Raw genomic sequence first — 22,619 nt, 5'->3', positions numbered from 1 at the left:
TATACTCAAGTAAGCCATTGTTCCTCAATTGTCCTCCCCGGCGCCACTGCTATACCCCGATAATTCAGGAAGCCTCAAGTGGCAGAACACATCATCGCAATTTGTCTCAAAAATATCTCGCCCCACATATGAGTGGCATCAACAGCAACGGAATTCGCGTATGCCGCATCATATGTTGCCATCAATCCAGGAAATTATGGGATTTGGTAAGCGTCTCGGCTAACCCTTGCACACCGGCATTCCCAGCACCCTCGCCGTCTGAACAGGTGAGGTCATCAACAATATTTTCCATTCTTTTCTCACGAAGCACGCATTTGTCATATATTCCTTCAATCCAGAAATCAATAGCACAATTGTGATAAGGAATAAAATCAAGACTGCTAGCTTGACTCTTGGCGAGATTTTGCTGGATGCAAGTGAGGAGGCGAATGAAAAAATTGCCACGATCGGCCCTATTGCCATGATCGGAGCGAACATCATCGCGGGAATTCCGCGCATATCTTTAATATGCTCGTTGCATAGCCCGCCAATTCCACCAACGATGAAGGCAATTGACAATATGAAAAATATCATCAACTTTAAAGTATTCCCGTCCATGTGCGCCACTATTTCGGCTTGATCATTCCAAAATTGATCAACACGCTTCGCGCTCGAGCATTTTAATTAATTTATAAATGGAGTGGAGTATAAATTTATGGCGCCCCGCATTCCACTCGCGCGCGAGAAAAATATTGGCCACCACGAATTTCACATTAAGATCAAAAAATATAATTTATCCCCTAATTGGCAATGCGATAGAAGTCAAAGAGATATCTGCACGCTTCATTCTTGCCAGCTCATATAGGTGAGCCGGAAAGCCGAAATGTATCGATCTGTCGTGGCGTTTCCAGTGCATTTATATTTCGTCATCATCGGCTGTAGCCAGCATGCGGGATTATAAAAATTCCGATTAGAATGTTTTAAATCGGAAAACCCATTATCCGAAAGAAAATATTCTCACCTATTTGGATCGGCGGCCGGAATATGGAAGCCTGTTTGATGCATGGAAGCCCTCCGCATTAATTGTTATTTCTGCATGTTCTCAAACACCGATATCAATTACCGATGCTCCTTACGTCTGATGGTACTCCATGTTTCCCTATTTGCAAATGGTGATATTACAATTCACCATTAACCTTACTGCAACTATTCATGTTTCATAATATTTCTTTCTATTTTGAAAGAAGGTGTCGACCATGGATCTACTTCTTTCGCATAAAAATGCGCCTGTAAATCTCGAAATATTTCTAGCTTTCATAATCGTAGACCAAATTAAAGTCGTCACTGTTTACGAAGTAAAAAATGTCACTTCGCCGCCTCGCGCCGGCGATGAAGGGCGAAACCGTCGTGAATTCATGAGGTTGCACGTTGCGAATTAAAGGTAAGCGGTAAATTCAGCATACCGAATGGAGAATCATTTGCAACTGACGGGCGCGCATAGCCGCATCGCGACGGTCGAGGTTGACCGGCGATGTCCGCAACTGAGTCTCGGTCGAGTGTGCCGGCGCGATGGCCGGGGCGCGCTCGTTGTGTCAGCTCACGCTCGCCTCGGCTTGTTGCTTCACGTAGTTGAACGGCAGCAGGTCGCTGATGTCCGCGTCTGTGGCGCGCTGCGGCAATTCGGTCAACACGTGTAGTTCGACGCCGCAGGCGCGGCATGTAAGCATCAAGCTGTAGACCACCGCGCTCGCCTTCGCGCCGGCGACCGTGTCGCTGAACAACCACGATTTCCTCGCAGTAGCCATTTCGCGCTCATTCTGCCCATATCGGGCAGGAAGTCGAAGTCCATTATCGCTGGCATCCGCTGTACGGACGTCACGTCAAGGTCAGAGACGTCGAACATCGTGGCGGAAGCCAAGTCATCCACGTGGAGACGGACGGTGCCGTAATCAAGATGATCGCAGCGTGGATGCTTGATGCCGCTGTATGTTCAGCCATGGTTCTCGGCGAACCGAGGGTTTCCGTAGCGGCACTGCACAATTTGCATCAGTTACTGGCCGATCGGCATTTGCGGGGACACTCTCCGGACGGTTCCACCAACGTCCGGGAGAAACGCAATGGCCACTCTGCCAAACGTCGTTCTAGCAGATCAACAGTCGTCGCGGTCGATGTCGCAGCAGATGAACCTGACGTTCGATACGGTCGAGCTTCAGGGAATGAACGCGGTGCAGCGAGCAAACGCGCTCAGGAATCTCGCGTGCCTGCTGATGCAGGCCGCAGGCATCTCGACTGCGAAGGGGCCTGACGATGAAGAATGATGATCGTTTGCCCGCAGATCTTCTTAAACGCAAGGCAGTAGTTTATGTCCGGCAGTCCAGCCAGACACAGGTCCAACTGAACCTCGAGAGCCAGCGCCGGCAGTATGACCTCGTGCATGAAGCAAAGCGACATGGATTTCGCGACGTTGAAGTCATCGACGACGACCAAGGGCGCTCGGCGAGCGGCACGGTTGCGAGACCGGGCTTCGACCGTCTGGTCGCGTTATTATGCGCTAGCGACGTCGGCGCAGTGCTTTGCCTCGATGCCTCACGCCTTGCTCGCAATGGACGCGACTGGCATCATCTGCTCGAGCTCTGCGGTCTCGTTGAAGCGCGGGTAATCGACCTTGACGGCGTGTACGACCCTTGTCGGGCAAATGACCGGCTGTTGCTTGGCATGAAGGGCAGCATCAGCGAGTTCGAACTTAACGTGCTTCGAACGCGCATGCACGACGCCAAACGAGAGAAGGCACACCGCGGTGAATTACGTATCAGCGTGCCGGTTGGCTATATCTGGCATCGTGATGTCGGTCTGGGATTCGATCCAGACGCGCGGTTGCAGGAAGTCATACGCTTGATTTTCACCCGATTCCGGCAACTGGGCAGCGCGCGGCAAGTCCTGCTGTCGATGAGGGCTGAGCAGGTTCATTTTCCGCGTCCATCTGATGGCCGGACGCTGACGCAGGTCGACTGGACTCCGATACGTTACCGTAACGTGATCTCGGTGCTCAAGAATCCGTTCTATGCTGGTGTCTACGCGTATGGCAAGAGCGGTAAGCAGACGACGATCGTCGAAGGCCGTGCTCGCAAGAGCTACAAGCACCGCAAGCCGTTTGAAGACTGGGACGTCATGCTCCGAGAGCATCACGAAGGCTACATCGACTGGGCCGAATTCGAGCGCAACCAGGAGAAGCTGGCCACCAACGCCTATGGCAAGGCTGGTGACGTAAAATCCAGTCGTGGTGGACGCGCGCTGCTTACCGGTTTGCTTGCCTGCGCCCGCTGCGGACGTCGCCTGTCAGTAGCCTATGCAGGACGCATCCCGCAGGCAGTCTACCGGTGCAATCGCTTCGACATGCCGCCGCGATGCATGACGTTCGGCGGCTCACGCATCGATGCCGCTATCGGCAAGGAGCTTCTGCGCGTCGTGGAGCCATTGGCGATTGAAGTTGCCCAACAGGCCGAGCAAATGCACATGGATACCCTGAACGAGCAGCGGCGAATCGTGGAGCTTGAACTGCAGCGGGCTCGGTACGAGGCCACGCTGGCTGAGCGGCGCTACGCCGCCTGTGATCCTGAGAACCGTCTGATTGCCGCGCAGCTGGAGAAGAACTGGGAAGCGGCATTACGTCGTGTACAGGCCTGCCAGGCCCGCCTGGAGACGGTCACTGAACCAGACGCGCAGGCTCCCCTGCCTGACTTTACGAAGCTCGCCGAGGATCTTCGTGCTGCGTGGAATGCACCGGGCGTCACCATGCGCACACGTCAACAGCTTGTTCGCGCGTTGATTGCCGACATCGTTGCCGACGTGAACGAAGCCGCTCGCGAAGTCATCCTCACGATTCACTGGCAAGGTGGCCAGCATTCCGAGCTTCGAGTCCGCAAGCCTCGGACTGGCGAGCATGGATGCAGTACCTCTGCCGACGCGCTCGCGGTCATTCGCAGCATGATCACCCGGTGGTCAGACCAGGACATCGCAGCGTCGCTGAATCGGATGGGAATTCGCACCGGCCAAGGCAAGACCTGGACCGCACACCGTGTCAGATCGATACGGCAAGTGCGCGACATTCGAGCCTACAAGTCGGCGGATAAGGATGGACAATGGTTGACGATGTCTGACGCGGCGAAACTGCTCGGCGTCACTCATTACATGATCCGGCGTCTTATCAACGATCGGATTCTGCCAGCGGAGCAAGTCATGCCCGACGCCCCATGGCAGATTCGTGCAAGCGATCTGCACAGCGACGCCGTTACGGCGGCCCTGGCGCGCAAATATCGCCCGTGTCGCAACGATGGCGAAGGACAAATCCCAATGTTTATCGAGGCTCCGGAAGGAGGTGCACAATGAACGCCCCATTACGAACGGCCGGATCGCGTTCTCGCAAGGGTTGTTCGAGATCGGCCAGGTGCCGTTCTCGACGTAGCGGACCAACTTCGGCCATTGTCCGCTCATGTACTGCAATGCCTTGCCGAGCAGACTCGATGGTACGACGCCCGGCAGATGTTCGACCAACATGTGCTCGATGAGAGAGAGCACGTGGGCGCTGTATCGGGCGCGCAGTCGCTGCCGGCGTTCAGACTTCCACTTCGCGCTGCGCGCCTCGGCCGCGAACAGCTTGCCGATCAGCACGACGAATCGCGTGGCTAGCAGATCAGGCGAGCGTGCAGCCTTCGGCACCGACTCCTCGGCCTTGATGAAGCCGCGGCGTACGTGTGCCCAGCATCCGAGATGCACGAGATGGTGATCGTGGGCGATGCCGTTGTAGAGCTCGTACCCGTCAGTCATCAGCACGGTGCCAGGCTGCACGCCGGCATAGAGCTTCTGCGCATGCTGGGCGCCGCGTCCCGGCGAGTACGAGAACATTCGCACGGGCGGCCCCGAGCCGCTAACCTGCGCCCATAGGTAACTCTTCGCCTGCGGCCTTCGTCCCGGCTCCTTCAGCACCTGGAACGTTGTCTCGTCGCCGCAGATCAGGTCCGATTCGAGCAGCGCGTCGCGCATCAGGTTGATCACCGGCTGCGTGGCCAGACCTACCCGCACCACGCTGGCGGCCAGCGTGTTCGATGAGATGTCGCCGCCGAAGCGACGCAGCAGGGTGGCCTGGCGATACAGCGGCATACCGTACTGGTACTTGCCAGTGATGATCCACGCCAGCGCAGATTCCGTGAGCAGCCCGCGAGGGATGATGCGCACCGGTGCGGGCGTCACCTTGATGCCGAGGTCGCAGCACGGACATGCGTACTTGACCCGCTGGTGCTGAACGACGCGCACCTGCTCGGGAATCACGTCGAGTTGCTCGCTCGTTTCCACACCGATCTCGACGAGAGCATGGCCATCATGCGCGCAGAACCGTTCGGACTCGGGCAACTCGTGCCGCACGACCTCGCGCGGCAGGTTCGGATCGAGTGGTTTGCGCCCACGCTTGCCACGCGTGCGGGCGGCGACCGATGTGCCGGGCATATCCTCGCGTGCGGGCGCGTCGGTAGCCGTCGCCAATGCCTCTGCTTCGTTGAACAGGCCGAGCTGGTCGGCATGGCGCGCCTCGCTCGAGGCGCCGAACAGTTCGTGCTTGTAGGCCCGCAGTTTCTCTTCGGCCAGATCGCGCTGAGCCGTCACGAGCCGAAGCTCACCGCGCAGCGCATCGCGTTCGGCGAGCAGTGCCTGGTATTCCTCAACACTCGGCATGACGGGGCTGTTCGGCATGGCCGATTAGACTATGCCTCTCGCGTGGTGTTCAGCTCATCCGCGCGTAATATCGCTGGGGATGCTTCTGGATCACCGCCAGGTCGATTCCGTCGAGCAGCCAGTGCAACTGCTCGGCGTTGAGCGTGATCGTGATCGTGTCGCCTCCGTTCGGCCAGATGAAGCGATCGGCTTCGAGTCGCTTGAGTAGCAACCAGAAGCCATTGCCACCCCAGCCGAGAATCTTGATACGATCGCGACGGCGGTTGCCGAAGACGAATAGCGCCGAGGTCATTGGGTTCAGGCGCATCGCTTGTTCGACCAGGATCGACAGCCCGTTGATGCCCATGCGGAAGTCGACCGGATCGCGATGCAGGTAGACCTTCAGCGCTTCGTCGAACCGGAACACGGCAGCCTCCCGAGCATCTGGATCACCGTGGCCAGCTCATCGACACTCGCCTCGCCAAGATCGAATTCGACACCATTCGATAAGCGCACATGTAACGAGAGCGCCATCAACGACGTGTCCGGTGGCAGTACAGGGGAAACGGCGGGCACTGTCGATGGCGCGGTGACGACAGGGACAAATGCCGGCGCTTCACTCATCGGAACACCACGTGCCGAACCCGGGATGTCGATCGATACACCGTCTATCACCAGCGGGTCCGGTCTCGGTGGCGTTTGCAGCGTATGCTGCTGATGACGCGAGATCCAGCGACGCAACTGGTTCGGATTGACATCATGGTCCATGGCCGCCCGGGCGATCGATACCCCCGGCTTCAGGCAAAACTCGACCAGCTCACGCACGGCCTCTTCATCAAATTCCCGCCGACCATCCCGTCGACGGCCAACCACCAGTCTGCTTCGAAGGTCCTGTTTCTCTGTCATCACGGTCTGAGTGCATGTGTCCACGCGGACACTTAGCATCTGACCTTTTTCCTACCATTGGTAGGGCGTCGTTTATTGACGGCTTACCAATGATCAGCGAATTCGCGATTTCGTAGTCGATGGGGGCCTGCAGTGTGACGAGATCGGTCAACGCGCTCTCCGGCCATTGCGTGGTGGGGTTGCCTGAGTTTACCAGCGGGCCAGACGGGACCGCTCGAAGTTCGCCGTTCGGCCAGTTGCCGGAGATCACGACCGGCGGCTGCCGGCCATGAGCGGCCTTTGTTCGACGTCTTGTCAGGACGCTCCGATGTCGGTTGCACCCTGCTACCGGCCATTCGACACCCGCTGGACGTCGTCAAGGCCTCTGCGTAAATAAGCGTTCGCCAAAGGCGACCTGACAACGCGGTCGCGAATGCTGTCAGGAAACTCGAATAGTATGTCTGGGAGAGGATATCAACAGTTGCACGAACCGAGTCGGGAGCCGCCAGCTACAGAAGCAAAGCGGCTCCTCAGCTCGTTACATCGGCTGCTCAGAAATACGCAGGACGTTTTTGACTGCCTTCACGCCCTCGACCTTCTGTGTGGCGTCGACGGCCAGCGAAATCTGTCCAGTATCCGTCACGGAGCCAGACAGCGTGACGCTGCCATCGCGAGCCCTGACGATGATACGCGTGGCGTTCAAGCCTCGAGTTCGACCGAGCGCGGTCGAAACCTGATGTGCAAGTTTTCTGTCCTCGGACTTCGCCGCTTTAGCCGACGTCGCGGCAGATGCACTGGAAGCTTCAGCCACGCTATCTATGGCGCTGCTCGCGGGCTGAGCACAGACGCTACCGATAACACCCAGAAGCGTGATAACAAACAGTCCCTGCAGAACACGATTGTGATGATTCATGTCATTCCTTCGGTCAATATCAACGAGCGGGTAGCGCAACTGCTTTATAACGCTGCGGCTAATACCTAGAACCGGGTCAGGAGACCGACCGATGCGCCGGTTAGGGAGTGACCACCGGGATTCAATCCGAGGGCCGCGATGTTGCTCGGATCGAAGCGATACACGCCGGAGAAGCCGTTGTGATCTAGCTCGGCATAGAGTTCGGTTCGCTTCGAGAGGTAGTATTCCGCGATCGCATAGGTCGTAAGTTTGTGGCCGCTCGCACCTTCGACATTACCGAGACTGCTAGCCATATCGTAAATGCACGCCGCGGTGAGCTGGAATGTTGGTGTGACGGACCACACGACGCCTCCGCCCGGAATTTTGTCACGCCGGCTGGGTGCGTTCGCGGTGGCGCCCGTGACGCTCAGATCGTCGTAGCTCAGATAGAGGCGCCCATTCCCGATCTGAAGCGTTCCGCCCGTCTGGAAGGTCTGCGCCCACTGTGTTGCCGCTGCGTTCCAGGTCTTTTGATAGGAGACGCCACCCAGCGCCGGCCCCCATTGATACATTACCGCCCCGGAGAAGTTGGTGTCGGCACGCGTGTCGCCGGCGACGCCGCCCGGCGAATAGCTCGCTCCGAAGCGGAATCCGCCGACCTGCCCGATGTATTTGATGGTGTTATTGAATCGTGAGTCCAGCGTGAAGTAGTTCGTTCCGTACACAACGCCCGGCTCGGTTGCGAGGGACGCGCCGTTCCCTCCGATCGGGTCGATGAGAATGCCGAAGTCCGTGTTTGCATTGAGTTGCCGCCCAAATGTCAGACGGCCAAAATCTCCAGTCAAGCCGACGAGGGCTTGCTGCGAAAACTCGGTCCCCGCTGTTTTCAGTGCGCCCGTTCCGCTATTGAACGCCCCCGCCAGCCTGAAGATGGCTTTGATTCCACCGCCCAGATCCTCGCTGCCAGTAAAGCCGAACTGATTGATGGAAATAATGCTGTTGTCGTAGCCAAGCCCTGCGCCGCCCTTCATTCCGTTCGTCCAGCGGATACCGCCGCCGATATCACCATAAAGCGTCACGCTGGATTGCGCATACGATGCGCCTGAAAGCAGGGTCAGCGCTGCTACCGATGTCACCTTCGCCAGAGCGGGCACTGATAATCTCATTGCGCCTCCATATTATTAGTATATCTAATTCAATTGTGAGAATTTTCTGGTTGAGCGACATCCTCACATCGAGAGTGGTGCCGGGCTGACATCGCACGGCACACGCGAATCACGATGGTTCGTCGCATTCCCCGGTCGAATTTCGCGTGCTGATGTTGCCGGCATCGCTGCGCACGCAAAACGCCAATACGAGGGTGCCGGCAACAAGAAGCGCGATGAGCAGATAGATGGCTGTATCGAGGCTGCCGGTGTGTGTCTTGATCGCGCCAACGAGTCCCGCGCTGATGCCGGAAAGCGAACTGAGGCTCGAGATGACCGCGATGCCCACGGCGGAGGCTTCACGTGAAAGGCAGCGGGTCGCAATCGCCCAGAGGAGTGGATACGCCGACGCGACGCCACATGTCGTGGCGATGGCGGCAATCACTACACCGACGAGAGAGCCATGCAGCACGGCGATGGTACCCAACCCGGCAGCGCTGACGCCGGCCGCGAAGATGAAATGCCAGCGACGCTCCTGGTGACGATCTGAATGGCGGCCGTACATCACCATCGCAACGGTGCCGAGCGCATTCGGAATCAGCACATACAAGCCGACGTGCTGCAGATCGGTGATACCGGTCGCGGCGATGATCGATGGCAGCCAGAAGGCCAGGAAGTTGACTGCACAGGCGACCGAAAATGCGGCGAATCCAAGCAAATAGACAAGCGGATCGCGTAGCACCTGATTGCGTGGCGGGTGCGCGGCGGCCGAGGTGGACTGTCCACGCAACGCGTTCTCCACCAGGCGCCGCTCCGGCTGCGACAGCCAACTGGCGTTAGCCGGCTTCTCCGGCAACAGCATAAATGCGGCGACGCCCAGCAGTATGCTCGGGATGCCTTCAAGAAGCATCAGCCACTGCCAGCCCTCCAGACCCCATACATCGTGCAGCGATTTGAGGATTGAGCCCGACACCGGACCCGTTATGAAACCCGCCGCGCCGGCCGCGGTCATGAAAAGCGCGATCACACGTGCGCGGCGCTCGTGGGGATACCAGAACGTCAGATACAGAATGACGCCGGGAAAGAAACCCGCCTCAAATGCGCCCAGCAGGAAGCGCAACACGTAGAACTGGATCGGTGTCTTGACGAACAGTGTCGCCGCCGAGGTGGCGCCCCACAACACCATGATGCGCAGAAGCGTCTTGCGTGCGCCGATACGGCGCAGCAGCAGGTTGCTCGGCACCTCGAACAGCACGAGTCCGATAAAGAACATGGCTGCACCGATTCCGTAGGCCGTGTCGCTGAACCCGAGCGCCGTCTGCATCTGAAGCTTGGCCAGACCGATGTTGCTGCGGTTGACGAACGCGATCAGATAGCAAAGGAAGAGCAGCGGGACGAGCCTCGCGGTGATCTTGCCGTATACCGCGCCGGGTTCGGGCGCGCAGCCAGACCCGTCCGCAGCCGGCTCGATTGACAATGTCGAGTCGAGTTTCATGTCGGGCCCCCGCAAGCCGTGTCGGGGATGCGCGTGCGGAAACCCAGACCGGGCGATTCGACTTCGCAACCCAAATCGGACAACGTCACAGGATCCAGCGCGCCGGCGCTGCGCGCCTGCTCGGTGAATTCGGCGATCGTGCGAACCTTCGCGCAGGGCACGGCCGCCGCTGCGCATGCGTCTTCGAGTTCGGCTGCTTTCCAGTCTGCGATTGCGGCCGCCAGTTCAGCGCGCAATGCCGACGGATTGTGAGAACGCAGGAATGCCGCAGGCGCATCGGCATCAAGCGCTTGCTCGAAATACCCGCGATTGCGGGCGATGTCGCTACGTCCCAATACATTCAGCAGCGCGATCAGTTGACGCGGCGTGTTGGCGCCGAGGGCGACCCAACCGTCCCGCACTTCGAACAGATCGGCCGCCGGACTTCCCGAATAACCTTGATTGCCGACTCGCGGCGGGGTAACGCCTTCCGTGAGCGCGTGACAGGCGAACGGATACATCAGTTGCAACGCCGCGCCGGTCATCGAGATATCGAGAAAGCGGCCCTGGCCGCTCACGTCCCGCTCGCGAAGCGCCGCGATCACTGCCAGCGCAGCGATGATTCCGGTTCCGGCATCGATCACGGGGAAGCCAGTCTTGATCGGCGGTTCGCCTTCGTTGCCGCCCATCAGCATCATGCCGGTGGCAGCCTGGATCACGTGGTCGTAGGCCGGTCGATCCTGCCATGCGCCCTCACGTCCCCAGCCGCTGATCGAGCAGTAGATGAGACCCAGATTCGCTGCCCTCAGATCGGCGTCACTTAAGCCGTGGCGATCGAGTACGCCAGGGCGCAGGCTATCCACCAGTACGTCCGCTTCGTGCGCGAGTGCCAATGCCTGCTCGCGATCAGCAGGATGGTTCAGATCCAGCGAGAGACACTGCTTTCCGGCATTCAGCGCAACGAAGGCGGCCAGCCCCTTGCCTCGCCGCATGACGTCGCCGCCGCTCCGACTCTCCACCTTGACGACTTCCGCGCCCAATTGGGAAAGATAGAACGTCGCAAGCGGCCCTGCGATCACGTGGGTGAAGTCGAGCACCCTGATACCGTTTAGCGGTTTGAAGCCGATCACGATGCGGACCTCGCCTTGACCACTTGACGATGCCCGGAAGATACTGCACCGGATCTGAAAGTCGTTTCTGCGGAATCTGTTGGCATGCCACGTCTCCTGAGTTGTGGCAGTGATTGTGATCGACCGAGAATTACTTGAAAATTGAAAACTAGTGAACGGGCATTTCCAGAACGTGAATACTGACCCTAATTCAAGCCGCCGCTATGCGGGCAATTTTCTGCGCATCAAACACCTGCGGCTGCTCGAGTTGATTTCGCTTGGCGGGTCGCTCGCGGCAGCCGCACGCGAACTCAATCTGTCTCAGCCAGCAGTGACGAAAATGCTGCACGAGCTGGAGATATCTTTTGGCAGGAATCTGGTGACACGCGGCGCGCGCGGTGGACGACTAACTAGTGAAGGGGCGGTCGTGCTGCAGCGCCTGCGGCTTGCTCTTGCGCATTTCGACACCGCCCTGACCGTCGTCGGAGACGAGGGCGACGGCAGACGCCCGCTCCTGCGTATCGGGATGCTGCCTGTCGTTGCGGTCTCGCTACTGCCGGCTGTGCTGCGCCGGCTCGACGGTAGGCTTCGGCCCCTGCTCGAAATACACGAATCGACTGTGGGTGGATTGTTCAAGGCGCTTGTCGCCGGGCAAATTGACTGCATCGTTGGACGAGTGGATTCCGACATGCTCATCGAATCAGCGGGATACGATCTGACCGTTCTGCCGCTGATGGTTGAGCCTCTCTCCATTGCCTGCGCGCCTAGCCACAAGCTTGCGCGGGCAGCGCGCGTGACGGTAAGACAATTGCAGGGCGAGGACTGGATTGTGGCGGCCACAGGTTCGGAAACGCGCCGCGTGTTCGACTCTCTATTCCTCAATGAAGGATTGATGCCGCCAAGACCGGTCGTAGAGTCAATGTCTTTCCACACCAACCTTCAGATGGTCGGAGCATTGGACGCACTGACTATCGCTCCACGCTCTGCGGTTGAACTCTATCAGCGCTCGGGATCCGTTCAATTCTTGAAAAGCCTTCTAAAGATGCCCACGGGAACCATCTCGCTCATTCATCTCAACACGAATGCCGACTTCCCGGCGTTGCAAGCGTTTATCGCTGCGGCAGGAAGTGGAGAGAAACGGGGGTCGACACGGGGCAGTGCGGCGGTTACTACCAGGTCGTGACCTGGAAATTTTAGTTCCCTGGGATTTGCGTACTAACCGAACGGGAAATGGCCGCTGCACCTTTAAAGCCGCCCTTAAGATCTCGGGATATCGAAGGGCAGAAGTGGGTCGAGGCTGTGTGGAAACCCGTAACTCAGCGTCGGCGGGCGCAGATCCCGTGCCGCATTTTCGCAGCCTTCAGGTGAACGAGGAATGTCGCCATAGCTTCAGTGCCGAGTTGCTGTCGTCCCTCGGCATGTAAGCGCACCCTGGAGTGCTTCACGCACCCACCAGCCGCATCGCCTTCATGGTTTTCGAGAACCCGAGTATCGCTATGACGCGTTTGAGATTGTATGCCAGCACATGCAAACTCATTTCGGTGCTCACGTTGGCAAACCGGCGAGTCAGAAGGTGCGTGTAGCCCATCCAGTGTTTGAACGTCCCGAACACATGCTCAACTGTCCGCCTTCGCACCGTCATCGCATTCGGCATTCGGTCCAGTCTTCGCTGCGCAGCTTCCAGCACTGATTCGTGCTCCCAGCGCGTGATCCGCCGGTAATTGCTTGGCGTGCATTGTGGTTTTATGGCGCAGCCGATACAGGCGCTACTCCAGTAACGACGAAGATACATGCCATGTTCCAGACCAGTAAAGCGGTAGATCGCACGTTGCCCGGCCGGGCATAGATATTCGTCATCCCGGGCAGTGTAAATAAAGTCGGCCCGATCGAAGCGACCATCAGCCTTCGCGCTGGATGTCGTGACCTTGGGCAGAATGGCGGCAATGCCTGCGTCCTCGCAAGCCTTTATCTGTGGGCCACTGTAATACCCTCGATCAGCGATAGCCTTCAATTTGGTTCTACCCATGGCATCCCGAGCAGCTTGCGCCATTGAACTTAGCTGCGCGCGGTCACTACCCGCGTTCGTAACTTCATGCGTGTTGATGTCCGCACAGAACTGACCCACTAGAGCTGAAAATTTTCATCGAATTTTGACCCACGTGATTGAATGCCCTGCTCAATCTTTGAGCAGGGGATACAAAGGTGATCACGGTGGGCATATTGGCCAAGATCAGGCGGATGTATTTCCGCGAGAAGGTCCCACTGCGCGAGATTGCGCGGCGTACGGGCCTGTCCCGAAACACGGTGCGCCGCTGGCTGCGGCAGACTGATGCTGTCGAGCCGAAGTATCCGAAGCGCGTCAGCCCGAGCGTCATCGACGACTGGGCCGCACAGCTGACAGGTTGGCTGCGTGCCGACAGTCATCGCCCGAAGCGTGACCGGCGCACCGCCCGGTTCATGTTCGAGGCGATCCGCGCCGAGGGTTACGCCGGCAGCTACGGCCGCGTAAGCGCGTTCGTGAGGCGTTGGCACGAGGAGCAGGCTGAGGCGCCTCGCAGGAAGGCCTTCGTGCCGCTCGCCTTCGAACCCGGCGAAGCCTTCCAGTTTGACTGGAGCTGCGAATACGCGTTTGTTGGCGGGCTACGGCGACGCCTGGAGGTCGCCCACGTCAAACTTAACTCCAGCCGCGCGTTCTGGCTCGTCGCCTATCCCACACAGAGTCACGAGATGCTGTTCGATGCGCACGCCCGCGCATTCGCCGCGTTCGGCGGCGTGCCGCGGCGCGGCATCTACGACAACATGAAGACCGCCGTGGACAAGGTTGGCCGCGGCAAGGAGCGTGCGGTCAACGCGCGCTTCGAAGCGATGTGCAGTCACTACCTGTTCGAGCCGGAGTTCTGCAACCGGGCTGCAGGCTGGGAGAAAGGCATCGTCGAGAAGAACGTTCAGGACCGGCGACGTCAGATCTGGCACGAAGCAGCGCTACGGCGCTGGGAAACGCTGGAGATCCTGAACGAATGGGTCGCTGGTCAGTGTCGTGAGGCGTGGCACATGCGGCACCCGCAGTGGCCTGAGCTGACAGTCGAGGATGTGCTGCAGGACGAGCGTACCCGGCTGATGCCCAATCCACGGCCGTTCGACGGCTACATCGAGCAGACCCTGCGAGTCTCGTCGACCAGCCTGATTCACTTCCAACGCAACCGCTACAGCGTGCCCACCGAGTACACGAACCAGTTGGTGAGCGTGCGCTGCTATCCGGCATATCTCAGCGTCGTCGCCAACGCCCAGGAGATCGCACGCCACGAACGCAGCTTCGAGCGGCACATGACCTTCTACGATTGGCGCCACTACGTCACGCTGGTCGAGCGCAAACCCGGCGCACTGCGCAACGGCGCACCGTTCATCACGATGCCGCAGCCGCTGCAACTGCTGCAGCGGCATCTGCTGAAACACCCGGGCGGCGATCGCGTCATGACGCAGGTGCTCGCTGCGGTGCGCGAACACGGGCTCGATGCGGTGCTGCTCGCCGTACAGGCTGCGCTGGATTCAGGACGCCCCAGCGCAGAGCACGTCCTGAACGTGCTGAGCCGGCTGAAGGCGCCCGTCACGAATGGCAGCCTCGCCACGACGAAACTCCAGCTCAAGGAAGAGCCCGCGGCCGACGTGAACCGTTACGAGACGCTGCGTGCCAACCCACCGGAGGATCGTCATGTCTAACGATATCGCGGCCCAGCTCAAGGGTCTTAAACTGCACGGCATGGCGAGCACGTGGCCGGAGCTGCTCGCGCAGTCGCGCCACACTGACTTCGAGCCGGAGCGCTTCATGAAGCAGCTGTTGATGGCTGAAACCGCCGAACGGCAGGTGCGCTCGATCGCCTATCAAATGACCGCTGCGCGCTTCCCGGCCCACCGCGACCTGAAGGGCTTCGACTTCGCGCAGGCACACGTCGACGAAGCGCTGGTGCGCGAACTGAGCGAGCTGTCGTTCCTCGAAAGCGCGCACAACGTCGTGTTCATCGGTGGTCCGGGCACTGGCAAGACGCACCTCGCCTCAGCGATCGGAATCGAAGCCGTACAGCGCCACGGCAAGCGTGTGCGCTACTTCTCGACCGTCGAGCTGACCAACGCCCTGGAGCAGGAGAAGTCCATCGGCAAACAAGGCCAGATCGCCCACAAGCTGATGTACGTCGATCTGGTGATTCTCGATGAGCTGGGCTATCTGCCGTTCAGCCAGACCGGCGGTGCATTGCTGTTCCATCTGCTCTCAAAGCTTTACGAGCACACGAGCGTCGCGATCACGACCAATCTCAGCTTCGGCGAGTGGGCGAGCGTGTTCGGGGATGCAAAGATGACGACAGCGCTGCTGGACCGCGTCACCCATCACTGCCACATCGTCGAAACGGGCAATGAATCGTGGCGCTTCAGGACCAGTTCTGCCAAGGCAAAGACAACAAGAAAAAGAGCAGCAAAACCAGCGGGTAACGAAGAGTTATCCACACCGGAATAGATGTACTACGCTGTCTCAGGGTGGGTCAGATTTAGATGAAATCGGTGGGTTAAGACTCGGTGGAAATCAACAACCTAGAAATCAAATACGGCCGTATTGGCCGCGCGCATACCCGTAATTCACGGTGCCTCCAAGCGATTCGCGTTGAATCGCGCAACCTTGGAGGGCACCACATGCACGCGCAACAATTCACGGCGACTCGGTCGTGTCGCCCCCTCACGACGGAGGAGTTGGCGAACCTCCTCTCGATTCGCCCACAGTCCATCCGCAAGCGCTATTGCCAAACCGGCGCGTACTTCACGCTGCGCCCCGTCAAACTGCCGAACGGTCGCCTCATGTGGCCCGCAGATGCCATCGAAAAGTTGGCCGGGGGCCAATAATGAAAAACGCCCGACCCAGCAAAGCCGAATCGAGCGCCAAACGTCAAAGCGAGTTTACCGGAACCGCCAATCGCCGTCAGCTTCGCGCATTGACTGTGCTGCAACACCGTCCGATGCCGCGTGAAGAACTGGACCATTTCGCCGGCTGCTCGAACTCCCCCGCTCTCATCGCAAGCCTGCGCACGAAAGGCCTCATGTTGCCGTGCGAGCGCGTCCCGTACATCGACCGCGACGGTCGCGAAGTGTTGCGCGGCGTCTATCACCTCACCACCTCCGACCGTCGCAAGGTCGCTCGCTGGCTCAAGGCGCGGGAGGTCGCATGAGCGCGATTGCATGGAGCCAATACGCGACCGGCAACTACCGCGTGAGTTGCCCCGTTTGCGGGCGCGGCGAACGCGATAAGACGCTCGGGTTGACCATCGCCGCAAGCGGCGCGGGCGTCGCGCACTGTTTCCGATGCGACATCACGGAAACGTACCGCCCCGAACGCGGCGTGTGCGGCTCGGCGCATAGCATGGTGCGCATTCCGGTCGTTACGCCGTTCGCGAAGCAACGCGTCCTGTCTAACTACGGGTTCGACCTTTGGAACGCGTGTCACGCCATTTCCGGCGACGCGCTGGCCTATCTCGACGCTCGGCACTGCCGCATCCCGCCCGCCGATGGTGATTTGCGCTGGCACCCCTCGTTGAAGCATCCGACCGGCTACGCCGGTCCGGCGCTTGTTGGGCTCGTGACGCACGCGGTAACGCGCGAATTCATGACCTTGCACAAAACTTGGATTCGGACCGATGGCCGCAAGGCTGACGTTGACCCACCGCGCCTGCTGCTCGGCGGCCATCGCAAGGCGGGCGGCGTCATTCGCTTGTGGCCCAACGAGGCCGTAACGAGCGGGCTCGGCATCGCGGAAGGCATTGAATCGGCGCTTTCGCTCGCATGGGGCTATGCGCCGGTTTGGGCGCTCATCGACGCCGGTAATCTCGCCGCGTTCCCGCACCTGTTCGGCGTCGAAAGCCTGGTGATCGGCGCGGACAATGACCCGGCCGGAGTAACAGCCGGGCATGCATGCGCGGAGCGGTGGGCGCTCGCTGATCGAGAGGTTACGCTTGTGGAGGTCGGTCATGACGGGGCGTGATTTGAATGATGTGGCGGCCGAAGGTGGCGCTGATGCTGTACGCGTTGCTGTTGCAAACGGCAGGCACATCCCGAAGCAATCCGAGCGTGAGGCGATTTCGGTGGGCAAAGAATTGCCCCTCAACGTTGCCTTTGCGGATGAATTGCCGGTCGAGTACGAACCGCCCGACGAATTGATCGAAGGTGTGCTTACGGCAGACGGCGGGAGTGTGTTGTACGGCGATACCAACTGCGGCAAGACGTTCTTTGGCCTCGACGTGGCTGCGGCCGTTGCGCGCGGCGTGCCGTGGATGGGACGCCAAACGGAACAAGGCCTCGTCGTGTACCTGGCGACCGAATCTCCCGCATCGGTTCGCACCCGGCTTCAGGCGTACCAAAAATATTACGGCCTGCGCGTCCCTAACCTCGCCATCGTCCAAAGCCCAGTGAACCTGTTCGAAAGCGACTTCGATGCATCGGCAATCATCGCGACCGTGAAACGGTTGGAGGCTAAACGCGGAATGAAAGTTCGCCTGATTGTGGGCGACACCCTCGCTCGCCTGAGTGCCGGTGCGAACGAGAATGCAGGGCAAGATATGGGCCTCGTCATCAAGCGCTTCGACCGCATCCGTACGGAGTGCGAAGCCCATTTCATGTTGATTCACCACAGCGGCAAGAACGCCGCCGCCGGCGCGCGCGGATGGTCCGGCTTGCGCGCGGCCGTCGATACCGAAATTGAGGTAACGGACGGTGCAGGCGGCCGTTGTGCCGAAATTACAAAACAGCGCGACTTGCCGACCAAGGGTGAGCGTATCGGCTTTCGACTCGACGTTGTAGGACTCGGCACGACGAAATGGGGCAAGCTCGCGACGAGTTGCGTCGTCGTGCCGACCGATGCGCCTCCGCCCGAAAAGGTTCGTGCGAAGCGTGTCGGCGAGGTTGAGGGCGCGGTCATCGAATATCTGGCGTCCCAGAAGGTCGGCGTCAAGAAAGGCGTCGTAGTTGCGCATTTCTCGGGAAGATATGAGAAGGGGTCTGTCTATCGCGCCATGAAAGCGTTGGTCACCGCCGCTGCCATCCACGAAGCCGCCGGCATGGTTTGCATCGCGGACGCTGCAAAATGAAGAAGGTACGCGAAGGTACGTTTAGGTACACCACCCTTTAGGGGTGTACCTAAACGTACCCTGCATATCGTGGCTCGGCGTTCGTGAAGTTGTGAAGGCCCGCCGCTCGCCGTATTCAGGAAATTTCGGGAAGTCGATTTTTTGTAATGGGAGGTGGAATCATGTTTGTTCGGATCGAGGGCAAGCCGTCCTTCGGAGAAATCGCCAACGTTATCGCTTTCCTGCGACGCGACCTTCGACGGGCCATCGCATCGAAAGATTACGCGTTCGTGCGCGAGTGCGGCTACGCGTTGATGAACGCTGCGCCAATCATCGACGCCTGTACGACGCTGGCTCAGCGTTGCGAACTGTTGAACGTCAACGTAGCCGACCGCAACGGGCTCAGTGAATCCGACGGGCTGGCCGCGCTGATCTTCGATCATGGGAAGGAGGATTCCGCAGCGAGCCGACATCTTGAGCGTAAGGATGGGCCGCTGTTTCATGCCGTAAATCAGGTATTCATCGACTTTCTGACGACAACGCGCGACGGTCAATCGGGTGGGCGCTGCATGTTTTCACCCGGCGGCTTGTTTTTCGACAGCTTGTGCAATCCTCCGGGCTGCGCGCGCACTGAGACGTTTCACTGAATTACAGAGGTGGATGAGCATGCTTGACGGTCTTTTGAGCGGGCGCATTTTCGGCAAGCCGGTCGAGCGCATGGGCGCGAGCGGCCGGCCGTTCGCAACAGCTAAGATCCGCGCTGCCGTTAGCGACGGCGAAGCGCTGTTCGTGAACGTGATTGTGTTCTCGGACGACGCGAAGGCCGCGCTGTTGGCGCTCGACGACGGCGATTCCGTCGCGCTGGCCGGTACGCTGACCCCGAAGGTTTGGACCGACCGCAACGGCGAGGCTAAACCGGTACTCGACATGGTCGCGCACGTGGTGCTGACGGCATACCAAGTCAAACGTAAGCGCGCCGCCGTTTGCGGTAAGAACGACCTCGGCGAACGCGGCAACAGTCATCCGGCGATGACCGGCGGACGGCAGGCGGCGGCGTTCGCCTGCGGCGATACGCCGGACATGCGGGACGAATTGTAGGTCGCGGGTTGCACTTTAGATGGGTATGGCCGCGTTCATCAGCGGCGTCTGCTGCTCCTGGATAGCCCCGCCGCTTCACAAGCGATCGATTTCGAAGCAAACGTCAAACTTACGGTTTTTCGTAGATTTGTGCAGAGATGAAGGTCGCTTATCGACCTGGACGGATCATTCGAACCCGCCGCCACTGATGGCGGCTTTCAGAGAACTTTAGCCATAACCTTCTATAAAGTGTCAGCGGGTGCCTAGCCGGGTGCTAGCGTCAAGGCGATTGGCGGCAAGCCGCGCCGCCGTTGCTCAAACGCTGAATACATGAAGATTTTATTTTCAGCGCACCTCCTTCCTCATAAATATCTATCACTTTAATTTTGCATTTTCTTGAACCAAAAACGATCAATTTTAATATAAATTTGCATCATTATGCAATAAGCCAGTCAACAGCCGAATCCAGCGGTGCATGCATCTGATTTTCATCGCGACAAAGATAATCGACACAATGCCGAAATCGCACGTCATTTAGTCCGCGCTCAATTTGCGTCGCGACGTCATTGTCCACGCCCTGCTCACGTGCCAAGTTAGCCACGCACGCCCAAATTGCTTGCTCGCCCAAATGGCCGTGGCACAACCAATGTCCAGGCTCAGACGCAGTAAATCTTGATAAATAATTTTGAATTCCGGAATTTATCAATAAATAAGCGTTTTGATGAAAATCCGCTCCGCGCCCCCTTAAGGCTGCATTCAATCCGGGAGTCGCAAGATACATCGAGTCGCACCACTCAATCATGTTCCGCGAGACAAGTCGATCGGCGCGACTTATGCACCCAATATGTCGTATCGCTAGCGAATAAACGACCGCAAATCCGATGATAGAGTGAAATCTATTGGATAGATCGCCAAAGAATCGTTGATTCAAGTGATCGCTAAAAAACTGTCTTAGAAAAGCCTCTATTGGTGGCAATCTGAAGAAATAATTTTCAACCGAATGGCCGAGTGTAATGAAATTCGGACTTCCCTGTTCTGGTGCAAACCATGGATTTTGCAGTTCCATATCTAGAGTTAGACCGTCCCATTCTCGGTCCGTGAGCGTGCCGAATTTCTCTGCGGCTTTCGCCAACATTGTCGGCGACTGGGCCAATCGGTTTAATACAGTCTTGATTACCTCCTTCTTCCCCAAACCCTTGATCGCTTCATCCGTGAGAAGATCTGCGACATCGATAACGCCGGGAAGGTCCTCCTTCGCTATCGCACAGCGTTCGCTTTTCAAACGCTGCAAAACAGATCGATCTGAGACGCCCTCAACTAGCATGGTTTTCTGCGTCCGACGCATCACGGCGTTCAAGTATCCCCCAATAGAGTACCCCTGCATGCTCATTTTCATTCCCCGTCAACTGCATCGTCCATTTCGTCGAATAGATCTTCCTGGGGCCGCTTCGTGAGTCGCGGCTCAAAATCTTGTGTGTTCTCGAAATGATCGGCACCAACCTCGGGTGAATGGGTGCACGCAATAATCTGGCGATTTGGTGCTAGCGACATGAGTTCATTCAATATCATTCTCTGCCAGTCGATATGCAATGACAACTCAGGTTCGTCGATAAGAAAAATTCCGTCTCTAAAACGAGATCGACTTGCAGAGTAAAGCATTGTCAAGATTTGGCGTTCGCCAGACGACAAGGCCGAAAGGCCGTATGCACGACCACCCTCAGTGCCGACCGTAACCGCCGACCTCAAATGTTCTCGACCAGCCGTTTCACCTATCCGAAGGGTTTTCTGCTTACCGAAAAGGGTGTTAATCGAAGTTTCAAAATCACGACTGCTTTGTAGCGCGTTTTTGCGAGCCTCCTTTCGTTCGATCAACGTTTCTAGATAGAGGCCAAGAACTGATTTCTCGATTCCCTTCGTTTCATGCGCTGGCTTGTTCTTAACAAACTGCATCGCATCCAGCAACTGTGCCGAAATAAATTCTGAGCGTCGATTCCCCAATTGATAGTCCTTGCTGTCCAAGGAATCCGCAATCGATGCAAGAGCATCCTCTATCTCGAATGGTTTTTGCGGGTTGTCCAGCCCAACGATAGTTCGAAAAACCTTTACAAACACGTCGGCAAACATGTTTTGTTCGCGCTCGGCCATTGCAAGCTGAGCCGATCTCCATTCGGCAGTCAAGCCTTCGTCGACTTCCATAATTGATGGATATCGGATCGTCGGTACAAAAGAGCCAAACCATTGTCGACATTGGGATGTCTTGCGTGCTGTTATGCTCGCTTCTTCTTTCAGAGCGCGAGTTGCGACCATGTCCCGCCCTCGGCGGATGCCAGACTTTTCTCGCAGTGCGTGAAATTCGATTGCTTCAAGCTCATCGATGTTCGGGTCACGTGCTCGATCCCGATAATAAAGACTAGCTTCGTCGCGAACACGCTCCAGAACAGATCGAAATGCGGGCAAATAAGTTGATCTTTCGCCCAGTGCCGACCGTATTGAAACCATCTCAAGCTCCGAGAGATTCTCGGAGCTATTGAGTAAAGATGTTGCTTCGCCATTAATAAGTACCTCAACATTTTCCGGGCTACCCGATTTGGAGATTTCGAGTTTAGTGCCGGAAAATGTCGATATGGCTATTCGGCGAAAGCTGAGATACTTAAAGCGCTTGAAATCAAGTTCGAGAGCGTTGGCCAGAATATGCAGGACCGTGGTTTTCCCTTTGCCATTCTTGCCATATATAATATTAAGACCTGGCTTTAGCTCCAGTTCGACATCGAATTGCTCGTGGAGACCCTCCACTGCGAGACTTTTTATACCCGTTTGATTTTCCAATTTCTTTCCCCTGCAGGCATCATTTTTCGCACGCGCAGATGTTAGCACCAGAGTGTCCGTTTTGCCTCAAAAGCGGCGCGCACGTTGTGCATTACGCAGGGCGATGAACGATGCCCGGCGGAAGCTAGACCATATCGAGCCGTCAACGTAAGAGGCGCGCGCTCACCCGAGAACGCTCGATGTACAGGCAGCAGGGGCAGTACTAATCGGACAGCGGGGGTTAGATTCGGTTGTCCGGGTTCACAGGGGCACGCGGCAACCGAGCGCGCCACGATATCGGCGAATACAGGCGCCCTGAGCGGTCGGTGTGTACTCCGTATGCGGGCTTGGTTGATCGCGCGCGAACCATGTGGGCGGGCTTTGCGGGTCGTCAGCGCGGCCGTATGAAGATGGGTAGGGGGTAGGCAATCTCCGGCGCGACCGGCTAGT

At 58.1% G+C, this 22,619-nt stretch carries 19 protein-coding genes and 3 pseudogenes; 10 read left to right on the top strand and 12 right to left on the bottom strand.

The genetic code is table 11. The features are described from left to right. Positions 1-219 precede the first annotated feature (219 nt). Both ACPTTC_RS07385 and ACPTTC_RS07380 read right to left on the bottom strand, forming a co-directional pair. Complete coding sequence (locus tag ACPTTC_RS07385; protein ID WP_423392036.1) at positions 220-597, bottom strand: hypothetical protein; 378 nt, start codon at positions 595-597, stop codon at positions 220-222. Positions 598-1,571: 974 nt separating this feature from the next. Continuing rightward, a pseudogene (locus tag ACPTTC_RS07380) lies at positions 1,572-1,790 on the bottom strand (IS66 family transposase); the annotation flags it as partial. Positions 1,791-2,096: 306 nt separating this feature from the next. Here ACPTTC_RS07380 and ACPTTC_RS07375 point away from each other — a divergent pair. Both ACPTTC_RS07375 and ACPTTC_RS07370 read left to right on the top strand, forming a co-directional pair. Next, on the top strand, positions 2,097-2,297 hold the full coding sequence (locus ACPTTC_RS07375) for a hypothetical protein (protein WP_423392035.1): 201 nt from the start codon (positions 2,097-2,099) through the stop codon (positions 2,295-2,297). Then, a complete protein-coding gene (locus ACPTTC_RS07370; protein WP_423392034.1) occupies positions 2,287-4,365 on the top strand; it encodes a recombinase family protein in 2,079 nt (692 codons plus the stop codon). Before ACPTTC_RS07375 ends, ACPTTC_RS07370 begins: the two co-directional genes overlap by 11 nt. Here ACPTTC_RS07370 and tnpC read toward each other — a convergent pair. The 7 genes and pseudogenes from tnpC to ACPTTC_RS07335 all read right to left on the bottom strand — a co-directional run. After that, a pseudogene (tnpC, locus tag ACPTTC_RS07365) lies at positions 4,366-5,721 on the bottom strand (IS66 family transposase); the annotation flags it as partial. It abuts the gene before it with no gap. Between the two features lie 31 nt (positions 5,722-5,752). Continuing rightward, positions 5,753-6,109 (bottom strand): IS66 family insertion sequence element accessory protein TnpB, encoded by a 357-nt coding sequence (gene tnpB / locus ACPTTC_RS07360; RefSeq protein WP_423392033.1) that lies wholly within the window; start codon positions 6,107-6,109, stop codon positions 5,753-5,755. Further along, entirely contained in the window at positions 6,085-6,627 is a 543-nt protein-coding gene (locus tag ACPTTC_RS07355; RefSeq protein WP_423392032.1) for a transposase, read from the bottom strand. The genes tnpB and ACPTTC_RS07355 overlap by 25 nt, the downstream gene beginning before the upstream one ends. A 478-nt stretch (positions 6,628-7,105) precedes the next feature. Continuing rightward, a complete protein-coding gene (locus tag ACPTTC_RS07350) occupies positions 7,106-7,480 on the bottom strand; it encodes a BON domain-containing protein (protein ID WP_423392031.1) in 375 nt (124 codons plus the stop codon). 65 nt (positions 7,481-7,545) lie between these two features. Continuing rightward, positions 7,546-8,604, bottom strand: a complete 1,059-nt coding sequence (locus tag ACPTTC_RS07345; protein ID WP_423393326.1) for a porin — start codon at positions 8,602-8,604, stop codon at positions 7,546-7,548. A 130-nt stretch (positions 8,605-8,734) separates the two neighbouring features. Continuing rightward, entirely contained in the window at positions 8,735-10,099 is a 1,365-nt protein-coding gene (locus tag ACPTTC_RS07340; RefSeq protein WP_423392030.1) for an MFS transporter, read from the bottom strand. After that, positions 10,096-11,208 (bottom strand): CoA transferase, encoded by a 1,113-nt coding sequence (locus ACPTTC_RS07335; protein WP_423392029.1) that lies wholly within the window; start codon positions 11,206-11,208, stop codon positions 10,096-10,098. The genes ACPTTC_RS07340 and ACPTTC_RS07335 overlap by 4 nt, the downstream gene beginning before the upstream one ends. 151 nt (positions 11,209-11,359) lie before the next feature. Between ACPTTC_RS07335 and ACPTTC_RS07330 the strand changes: the two genes are divergently transcribed. Next, positions 11,360-12,370 (top strand): LysR substrate-binding domain-containing protein, encoded by a 1,011-nt coding sequence (locus ACPTTC_RS07330; RefSeq protein ID WP_423392028.1) that lies wholly within the window; start codon positions 11,360-11,362, stop codon positions 12,368-12,370. A 258-nt stretch (positions 12,371-12,628) separates the two neighbouring features. Here ACPTTC_RS07330 and ACPTTC_RS07325 read toward each other — a convergent pair. After that, positions 12,629-13,291 (bottom strand): annotated as a pseudogene (locus ACPTTC_RS07325) (transposase); the annotation flags it as partial. Between the two features lie 134 nt (positions 13,292-13,425). Here ACPTTC_RS07325 and istA point away from each other — a divergent pair. The 7 genes from istA (at position 13,426) to ACPTTC_RS07290 (ending at position 19,385) form a co-directional block, all read left to right on the top strand. Beyond that, positions 13,426-14,904 (top strand): IS21 family transposase, encoded by a 1,479-nt coding sequence (gene istA, locus ACPTTC_RS07320; RefSeq protein ID WP_224755808.1) that lies wholly within the window; start codon positions 13,426-13,428, stop codon positions 14,902-14,904. Next, positions 14,897-15,694, top strand: coding sequence for an IS21-like element helper ATPase IstB (gene istB, locus ACPTTC_RS07315; protein ID WP_060091270.1), 798 nt, complete (start codon positions 14,897-14,899; stop codon positions 15,692-15,694). The genes istA and istB overlap by 8 nt, the downstream gene beginning before the upstream one ends. 379 nt (positions 15,695-16,073) lie before the next feature. After that, the gene (locus ACPTTC_RS07310; RefSeq protein ID WP_423392027.1) at positions 16,074-16,397 is read left to right on the top strand and encodes a hypothetical protein; all 324 of its coding nucleotides are present in this window, start codon (positions 16,074-16,076) and stop codon (positions 16,395-16,397) included. Then, entirely contained in the window at positions 16,394-17,206 is an 813-nt protein-coding gene (locus tag ACPTTC_RS07305) for a DUF7146 domain-containing protein (protein WP_423392026.1), read from the top strand. The genes ACPTTC_RS07310 and ACPTTC_RS07305 overlap by 4 nt, the downstream gene beginning before the upstream one ends. Then, positions 17,193-18,308 carry a helicase RepA family protein gene (locus ACPTTC_RS07300; protein ID WP_423392025.1) on the top strand — a complete coding sequence of 372 codons (1,116 nt, stop codon included), beginning with the start codon at positions 17,193-17,195 and terminating at the stop codon, positions 18,306-18,308. The genes ACPTTC_RS07305 and ACPTTC_RS07300 overlap by 14 nt, the downstream gene beginning before the upstream one ends. Before the next feature lie 161 nt (positions 18,309-18,469). Then, a complete protein-coding gene (locus tag ACPTTC_RS07295) occupies positions 18,470-18,934 on the top strand; it encodes a hypothetical protein (protein WP_423392024.1) in 465 nt (154 codons plus the stop codon). Positions 18,935-18,953: 19 nt separating this feature from the next. Beyond that, the gene (locus tag ACPTTC_RS07290) at positions 18,954-19,385 is read left to right on the top strand and encodes a single-stranded DNA-binding protein (protein WP_423392023.1); all 432 of its coding nucleotides are present in this window, start codon (positions 18,954-18,956) and stop codon (positions 19,383-19,385) included. 415 nt (positions 19,386-19,800) lie between these two features. Here the strand turns inward: ACPTTC_RS07290 and ACPTTC_RS07285 are convergent, their stop codons facing one another. Together ACPTTC_RS07285 and ACPTTC_RS07280 are read right to left on the bottom strand one after the other, a co-directional pair. Continuing rightward, on the bottom strand, positions 19,801-20,760 hold the full coding sequence (locus ACPTTC_RS07285) for a hypothetical protein (RefSeq protein WP_423392022.1): 960 nt from the start codon (positions 20,758-20,760) through the stop codon (positions 19,801-19,803). Then, complete coding sequence (locus ACPTTC_RS07280; RefSeq protein ID WP_423392021.1) at positions 20,757-22,190, bottom strand: AAA family ATPase; 1,434 nt, start codon at positions 22,188-22,190, stop codon at positions 20,757-20,759. The genes ACPTTC_RS07285 and ACPTTC_RS07280 overlap by 4 nt, the downstream gene beginning before the upstream one ends. Positions 22,191-22,619: the final 429 nt, after the last annotated feature.

Source organism: Burkholderia mycopellens (assembly GCF_964265025.1).
Taxonomy (GTDB): domain Bacteria; phylum Pseudomonadota; class Gammaproteobacteria; order Burkholderiales; family Burkholderiaceae; genus Burkholderia.
The sequence above is the reverse complement of the archived record's forward strand: the minus strand, read 5'-3'. Positions and strand labels throughout refer to the sequence as shown.